The organism is Tenacibaculum geojense, assembly GCF_042676005.1.
Taxonomy (GTDB): Bacteria; Bacteroidota; Bacteroidia; order Flavobacteriales; family Flavobacteriaceae; genus Polaribacter; species Polaribacter geojense.
Genome location: NZ_JBHTJR010000048.1, coordinates 42787 through 51043, shown reverse-complemented (window position 1 = coordinate 51043; position 8257 = coordinate 42787). Strand labels below are relative to the sequence as shown.

Genomic DNA, 8257 nt, shown 5'->3' with positions numbered 1-8257 from the left:
ATGGAATGATTAGGTTCGTTATTTATTCTTTCAGTTATGATTTTCATTTTCAGGAACAGTTAAAGCTAACTTGTTTATATACCCAACTTTATTCCTTTTATAACAGGATTTTGGTTGGCTAAGCAGAAGTTTGATTGTTTTTTAGTAAGCTTTATTTTTTTGGTCATAGATGCAATTTTTTACTTGTTTAAAAATAATTAAAATTCTTTAGTATGCAAATGAAATATTTACATTTTTAAAAATCCATCTCATCAATTGGGTTTTTAATGTTAGATAACTTATTGTTGGAAACATGTGTGTAAATCATAGTGGTTTTAGGACTGTTATGTCCTAATAATTCTTGAATATACCTTAAGTCGGTTCCGTTTTCCAATAAATGTGTAGCAAAACTGTGTCTCAATGTATGCAGGGTAACTCGTTTGTTAATTCCTGCTTTGTTAATGGCTGTTTTTAATATTTTTTGTGCACTCGAAGCACTGTACATCTTGCCTTCTTTATTTTCAAAAAGATAGTTTTTGGGTTGGTATACTTTATAATACTTCCTTAGTAAGACAAGAAAAACAGGTGATAATAATGTGTATCTGTCTTTTTTTCCTTTTGCTCCTTCAATATGAATAAGCATACGCTTGCTATCAATATTTTTTACTTTTAATCGTAAAGCTTCGCTAATACGTAATCCTGCTGAATAAATTAAAGCCATCAATGTTTTATGTTTCATATTATGAATTACACTAAAAACTTGTTGAATTTCCTCAAGACTTAAAACGGTTGGTAGTTTCTTTTCTTTTTGTGGTCTTGAAATTTGTAAACTTTCTACTTCAATACCTTTATAACTCAAATATTTTTTAATACCATTTATACATTGATTTTGATAGGAAATAGATTTGTTTTTAGAAACAATAAAATCAAAATTAAATGCTTCTATAAGTCTAGGAGAATAGTCATGATTATTTTTTAACTCGCAGTATTTTAAAAAGTAGTGTGTAACTTCAGTATAGGTATTTACAGTATTACTACTTAATCTTTTTTGAATTAACCATTTTTTAAATCGTTGAAGTTCTATTTTTTTATCTTCAGGTAAATGGTTGTGTAAAATTTTATCTGTTTGATCATCAATAATAATACTATTACTGGTAAATAGCTTTGTTATTTCTTTTTTTACATCAGGTGTATTGGCAACATAAAATGTACGATGTGTTTGGGACCAACGTACATGAGTTAATTTTTTAACTATTGATTTTAATTCTTGATCAAACGGAAATTTAAGTGCAATTTGTTTCGCGTTTTGATGCGTAATTGGCACTAAAGCAATCTTTTTCATCTTATAAAAATAAGAAAAAAAGCTGATTTTTTAGAGCTTCATCTTAAGTTTAAAATTCAACACACGTTGTGTCATATAATTAGGAATACCGTATTGACGTTTACTATATGCATCTCTTACCCAGGTGTTGGTAATTGCATTTCTGATATCAAAAACATTGAATAGCTCAATACCTGCTGATAGTTCTTTGAAGTGTTTTAGAAAACCTTTAGAGTGTATTTTATTCGCATCAGCAAAAATATAAGATACACCAATATCTGCTCTTTTATAATCGTTAAGTCTGTTCGTATAATCATAAACGTCAGCATAAGCAGGAGCTCCGCCTGGTAAACCGGTATTGTAAACAAGATTTAAATATGCTTTTAAATCTGGTAAGTTAGGTACATAATCTTGAAAAAGAATACCAAGTTTTAGTCGTTGATCTGTTGGTCTTGCTATGTAACCTCTATTATTTATGTTTTCTTCAGTTTTTAAATACCCAATACTAAACCAACTATCAGTACCAGGAACAAATTCTCCATTTAAACGTACATCTAATCCGTAGGCATATGCTTCAGTTACATTGTCTGCTCTGTATCTAATTCTTACATTATCCACCGCATAAGCGTTTACATCCGATAATGATTTGTAATACATTTCAGTAGTTAATTTAAATGGTCTGTTCCAGAGTGTGAAACTGTAATCGTTACCAGCAACCAAATGAATGGATTTTTGTGCTTTAGTTTGTGGTTGCACATTACCATTATAATCTCGCATTTCTCTGTATAAAGGAGGTTGTGAATACCAACCACCAGAAATTCGAAATAGCATGTCTTTTTTCCAGTCGGGTTTTATACTAAATTGTGCACGCGGACTAATAGTAAATTGTTGTTGGTTGGATAGTTCATTAGCTCTCACATTCCAAAATTGTGAACGTACTCCGATATTCATCCATATTTGATGTTCTTTCCAAAAAGATTTTCTACTAAATTGTAAAAAACCAGCAATTCTGTTGGTAGTGACATCGTTATCTGCTTTAATTTGCTGATAAGGTTCAATAGGACCTTCATAAGGAGTATATGGTTGATCTTGAGGAGTTGTATGACTTGGAGGTCTAACAGAAAAGCCAACGCTATCTATAACTTCCCATTCTCGAATTCTGTCTTTAAAGTTTTCAGTTTGAAATTTTACACCAGCTTTCCATTCATTAGTACCATCTTTTAACCTGGCTTTTAATTGAATATTGCTGATTAAGGCATCTAAATCATTTCTAGCATGATTAATTTGAGAGCCAATTCCTTGAGAAAATTCAACTTCACCAAAATCTTCACCCGCAGCATTGGTATTCACTTCACCAAGTCTGTAAGCTGCTTCAATATCAAAATATTCTTGCTCTTGTGTGTTAAATGAAGATGCGATTGCGGTTATTGTTAAGTTATCAGAAACGTTATAATTTGCACTTAATGCACCAAATAATGTTTGATAACTATCTTTTTCTTGTCCGTTGTAAAAAACAGTAAGCTCAATAGGGTCAGCAACTGTTCCAAAACGAGTTTTTCTTGTTAATGGTTGATAATTGTAATTATTTAATGCAAAATTTCCTAAAAAACTTACAGTTGTTTTTGATGATAAGTTGTAAGAAATATAAGTTTGAATATCTGTAAAATTAGGATTAAAATTTACATCTGTTTGCTTAGAATTTACTAACAAACTATTATCACGATAACGAACACCTAACATAGCGTGTAGTTTATTATCTAACAATGTATTTTCTACAGTAATATTAGCGCCTAATAAGCTAAGATCAACTTGAGTTGCAAATTCAGTTGGTTTTCGGTAGGTAATGTCTAATACTGAAGAAAGTTTGTCTCCGTATTGAGCTTGAAATCCTCCTGCAGAAAAATTAATATGTTGTATCATGTGCGAGTTGATAAAACTTAATCCTTCTTGTTGGCCAGATCTAATTAAGAAAGGTCTGTAAACTTCAATTCCGTTAACATACACAAGGTTTTCATCAAAATTACCACCTCTAACATTATATTGGGTGCTTAATTCATTATTGTTACTCACACCAGGTAAGGTCATCAATACAGCCTCAACTCCAGCATTAGGACCAGTAATAGTAGCAACCTTTTGAGTTTTTATTTCTGTAATGCCTTGGGCTTCTTTTTGTCGATTTTTTACAACCACTTCCTCTAATGCTTCTGATTTAAAATCGAGAGTGGGTGAGTAGGTAAAAGTTCTACTACCTCTTGCTGTGAATTTTTTACTAATGGTTTTGTAAGATACATGGCTAAAAGTAACTACAACTGTTTTTTTAATAGGAATTGTAAATTCATACAATCCTTTAGCATTGGTTACAGTTCCTTTTTCAAGATAGGAGATAGCTACACCTTCTATTGGTTGATTGTATTTATTAATAACAATTCCGGTTACTTTAGCTGTTTGTTGTGCTAAAAGAAACCCAGGGAAAAACAGCAAGAATAAAAGTTTTTTCAAGTTTTAAAGTTTTTATTTTCTGAAAAATGTTGCTGAAAAACTTTCGGTATTCCCCACATTGTCAGATACTACAATTTTAAAAAGATGTTTGCTACCAACCAACTTTTTATCGGAAAAATCATAAGTTAAAATTCCTTTTTTATGATTGTACTCCATTAAAATCCATTCACCATCAATTGTTGCATGGAAATCATTAATACCAGTTTCTTTGTCTTTGATCTTTATTTTTAGGTATTTATGGTTAGAAATCCATTGATTATTTTTAAAATTAGTAGCATAAACAGTTGGAGGAATACTATCAAACTTAAGCGTGTATGTTCCTAATGTTTTAGTAGTAGTATACACTTTATTTTCTTTCTTTTTGGTACTTACATACCTTGGATATTTCTTTTTAGTAACATTTGCGATGTATACTTTTTCTTGTAATGAGTCAGATAAATGATTGGTAAATAAGGTAAGTGTATATTTTTTATCTAACGGAATGGTTGGTTGATGAACCTTAGCAGTATCATTTTTAACAAAAAAATCAATGTAACAATCGTTATAAAAAGTATTTTTAGGAAAAGCTACAGAAACATTTTTACGGCTAAACTTATGAAAATTTTTAGCTGTAATTTTAAAAGCAGTAGTATCTTTTTGTGTGAAAATTGTAGTGCTTTTTGTGCCGCGAATTGGCAGCTTTAAGGTAGAGGTATTACCAGCAAAATCTTTAGCAATAATTTCTATCGCATAATTTTGTCCGTTTTTAATTAGTAATTCGCCATTATTTATAAGGTTTTCATACAAGCTTAGCTTATTACCAGTTACTTTGTGTGTTTTTTGAATTCTGTTTCTATAATTTGCATAATGTTCGTAATCAATTAATAAATTAATGTATTTACTTTCTGCAAAAGAAAATGTTTCTACATCATGATAATATACACGAGTACCGTTTACTTTCATTTCTAAGCTATAAATTCCGTTTTTATTGTAAGCTTTGTCTAACCTGTCAAAAACTTTAACTCCCAATCCAATTTTTCCGCTGGCTAGTGTGCTTTCAGCTTTGTATTCACCTTTTCCAACAGATTTAAAACTGATAGTAGTTTTATTAGCTGTATTGTTAATACGAGCGTCATCACTTAAAGGATACGCAATTAGTGTATTAAAAATAGGATGTTTACTATCTTCAACTTTTAAACCAAATAGTAATGGGTTAATGATATGCTCTGTTTTGGAATCTCTTATTTCATAATGTAAATGAGGACCACCAGAGCCACCAGTATCCCCTGTATAACCAATTATATCACCTTTTTTAATAGGAAAAAGAGTAGGTTTAGGAAATAAATTACCAGTATAATAGCTTTTTTTTGAGTATTGTACTTTTTTAACACAGGCCTGAATAGCAGGAGAAAATTTTTGTAAATGTGCATATACAGTAGTGTATCCGTTTGGATGCGACATATACAAAGCTTTACCAAATCCGTACTGAGCTACTTTAATTCTTGATATATAACCATCTGCCGGAGCATAGATTGGAATTCCTTCTTTTCCTTGAGTTTTAATGTCCAGTCCAGAATGAAAATGGTTACTTCTTAATTCACCAAAAGTACCAGAAAGTACAATTGGAATTTTTAAAGGCGCTGAGAAATAGTTTTCCGGATATTTTTTCTGTCCATAATTAACAATACTACACAATAAAAATAGGGTGATTATAAAATGTTTCAAGTCCTTTAATTTTCTAACGAAAATACTAAAATTATACCAAAACCCTCAAGATGTTGATTGTTAGTTAAGTAACAAAAAATAACAAAAATGTTGTTAATCTTGGTTAAGATTGTTAAATTTGTTGGGATAGTTTATTTTAAAATAATAAATGAGTGAAACATTAAAATCAATTCATTTACTGGAAGATAAGTTGCAACAACTTCTTTCAAATTATGAATTTTTAAAAGAAGAAAACGAAACGTTACTTCAAAATAATGCCAAACTACATTTATTGTTAAAAGAAAAAGAGCAACAATTACAACAACAGCAAGACAAATATGAACTGTTAAAGGTTGCAAAAACTATTGAAGGCAGTAAAGAAAACACGAGAAATACAAAACTCAAAATAAATGCTTTGATTCGAGAGATTGATAAATGTATCATTCAATTGAATTCATAAGAAAGGTTCTTTAAAATGGAAAAGCTAAAAGTTAATGTTATTATAGCAGGTAGAACATATCCTTTAAGTGTAAATAATGCACAAGAAGAAGAAGGTTTACGTAAGGCTGCAAAAAGCATTAATGAACTGATAGTGAAGTTTGAAGAAAACTATGCGGTTGCAGACAAGCAAGATGTGCTGGCAATGTGTGCCTTACAATTTGCATCAAAAGCAGCTATAGTAGCTATAAAAACATCAGAAGAAAACCAACAAGCATTAAATAAAATAGATGCGTTAACCTCATTAATAACGGATCATTTAAAATAAGTTCTTTACATACAAAAGTAAACATACTGCCTACATTAGTACATTGTTTGATAAACTCAACGCTATACAATTAGAAAGGATGAGTCTAGATAAGGAAAGCATGCCGTTAGAATCGAAAGATTTCTTGGACGGAAACTTGATAAATCAGTTAGTCCTAAACTTGTTTTTTTGGAGTTTATGATAAACCCTGCTAATGTAGGTTTTTTTATATATAGGGTAGTAAATTAAAATTATGGAAGGAATCGTATTTTCTGTGTTAGCAGGAATCATTGGTATAGCAATTGGGTTTGCTATTGCAAAGTGGCTTGAAAAAAATAAAGCAAGCAAATTAATTAAAGATACTAAAAAGCAAGCAGGTAGCATTATAAAAGAGGCCAAAGTAGAGGCTGAAGCTATTAAAAAAGATAAAATATTACAAGCCAAAGAAAAGTTTATTGAGTTAAAGGCTGAACATGAAAAGGTTATTTTATCTAGAGAGAAAAAGCTATCTGATGTAGAAAAAAGAATTAGAGATAAAGAGTCCAGAGTATCTTCTGAATTAGACAAAAACAAAAAATTAAACGCCTCGCTTCAAAAGAAAGAGAGCGACTTCGATTATAAATTAGAATTCCTAGAAAAACGTGAAGGTGAAATTGAAAAATTACACAAGCGTCATGTTGATATGTTAGAGCAAATTTCAGGATTATCTGCAGATGAAGCTAAAACAGAATTGGTGGCTAGTTTAAAAGATGAAGCAAAAGCTGACGCAATGTCCTTTATTCAAGATACTGTTGAGGAAGCTAAAATGACAGCGCAGCAAGAAGCTCGAAAGGTAGTTTTAAATACTATTCAAAGAGTAGGAGTAGAACAAGCTGTTGAAAATTGTGTTTCTGTATTTAACTTAGAATCTGATGATGTTAAAGGTAGGATTATTGGTAGAGAAGGTAGAAATATCCGTGCTTTAGAAGCTGCTACGGGTGTTGAAATTATTGTTGATGATACACCTGAAGCTATTATCTTATCTTGTTTTGATCCTGTTAGAAGAGAAATTGCTCGTTTATCAATGCATAAACTAGTAACTGATGGTAGAATTCACCCAGCAAGAATTGAAGAAGTTGTAAAGAAAACTGAAAAACAAATTAGCCAAGAAATTATAGAAGTAGGTAAACGTACTGTTATAGAACTTGGTATTCATGGCTTACACCCAGAATTAATTAAAACTGTAGGTAGAATGAAGTATCGTTCTTCATACGGTCAAAATTTATTACAACACTCAAGAGAGGTTGCAAACCTATGTGGTATTATGGCTGCTGAAATGGGCTTAAATGCTAAAGCTGCCAAACGTGCTGGTTTATTACATGATATTGGTAAAGTACCTGAAACTGAAAGTGAATTACCGCACGCATTATTAGGTATGCAATGGGCTGAAAAATATGGTGAAAAACCAGATGTATGTAATGCTATTGGTGCTCACCACGATGAAATTGAAATGAAAAGTTTAATTTCTCCTATTGTTCAGGTGTGTGATGCTATTTCTGGTGCTAGACCTGGTGCTCGAAGACAAGTGTTAGATAGCTATATTCAAAGATTAAAAGATTTAGAAGATATTGCATTCGGATTTAATGGTGTTCAAAAAGCGTATGCTATTCAAGCAGGTAGAGAATTACGTGTAATGGTTGAAAGCGCTAAAGTGAATGATACTAAAGCAGCTGAATTATCATTTAATATTTCACAAAAAATACAGAATGATATGACTTATCCTGGTCAAGTTAAAGTAACTGTAATTAGAGAAACTAGAGCAGTAAACGTAGCTAAGTAACTACAATTACTAAATATTTATAAAGAAAGCCAAATACTATAATTAGTATTTGGCTTTTTTATTTGAAAATATAATAACTATCAAAGTAAATAAATCAGTTAGCTTTTAATGTTCTGTTTTATATACTTAATTCACATTAGGACATAGAATTTATTTTTTAGATAGCATAATAGTTTAATTTATATAAATAAATGTTAGTTTGGTTGTAAAA

General features: G+C 30.6%; 6 protein-coding genes. 3 read left to right on the top strand and 3 right to left on the bottom strand.

Going from position 1 to position 8257, the window contains the following annotated elements:
• Nucleotides 1-235 precede the first annotated feature (235 nt).
• The 3 genes from ACFQ1U_RS10135 to ACFQ1U_RS10125 are packed head-to-tail and all read right to left on the bottom strand — an operon-like array spanning nucleotide 236 to nucleotide 5503.
• A complete protein-coding gene (locus tag ACFQ1U_RS10135; RefSeq protein WP_386107949.1) occupies nucleotides 236-1321 on the bottom strand; it encodes a tyrosine-type recombinase/integrase in 1086 nt (361 codons plus the stop codon).
• A gap of 30 nt (nucleotides 1322-1351) precedes the next feature.
• Nucleotides 1352-3799, bottom strand: a complete 2448-nt coding sequence (locus ACFQ1U_RS10130; protein ID WP_386107947.1) for a TonB-dependent receptor — start codon at nucleotides 3797-3799, stop codon at nucleotides 1352-1354.
• A 12-nt stretch (nucleotides 3800-3811) separates the two neighbouring features.
• A complete protein-coding gene (locus ACFQ1U_RS10125) occupies nucleotides 3812-5503 on the bottom strand; it encodes a M23 family metallopeptidase (RefSeq protein ID WP_386107945.1) in 1692 nt (563 codons plus the stop codon).
• A gap of 148 nt (nucleotides 5504-5651) precedes the next feature.
• Between ACFQ1U_RS10125 and ACFQ1U_RS10120 the strand changes: the two genes are divergently transcribed.
• From ACFQ1U_RS10120 to rny, 3 genes are all read left to right on the top strand, one after another.
• Entirely contained in the window at nucleotides 5652-5942 is a 291-nt protein-coding gene (locus ACFQ1U_RS10120) for a hypothetical protein (protein ID WP_386107943.1), read from the top strand.
• 15 nt (nucleotides 5943-5957) lie between these two features.
• Nucleotides 5958-6248: a cell division protein ZapA gene (locus tag ACFQ1U_RS10115; protein ID WP_386107941.1), complete on the top strand. Its 291-nt coding sequence runs from the start codon at nucleotides 5958-5960 to the stop codon at nucleotides 6246-6248.
• Nucleotides 6249-6480: 232 nt separating this feature from the next.
• Nucleotides 6481-8046, top strand: a complete 1566-nt coding sequence (rny, locus tag ACFQ1U_RS10110) for a ribonuclease Y (RefSeq protein WP_386107939.1) — start codon at nucleotides 6481-6483, stop codon at nucleotides 8044-8046.
• Nucleotides 8047-8257 lie beyond the last annotated feature (211 nt).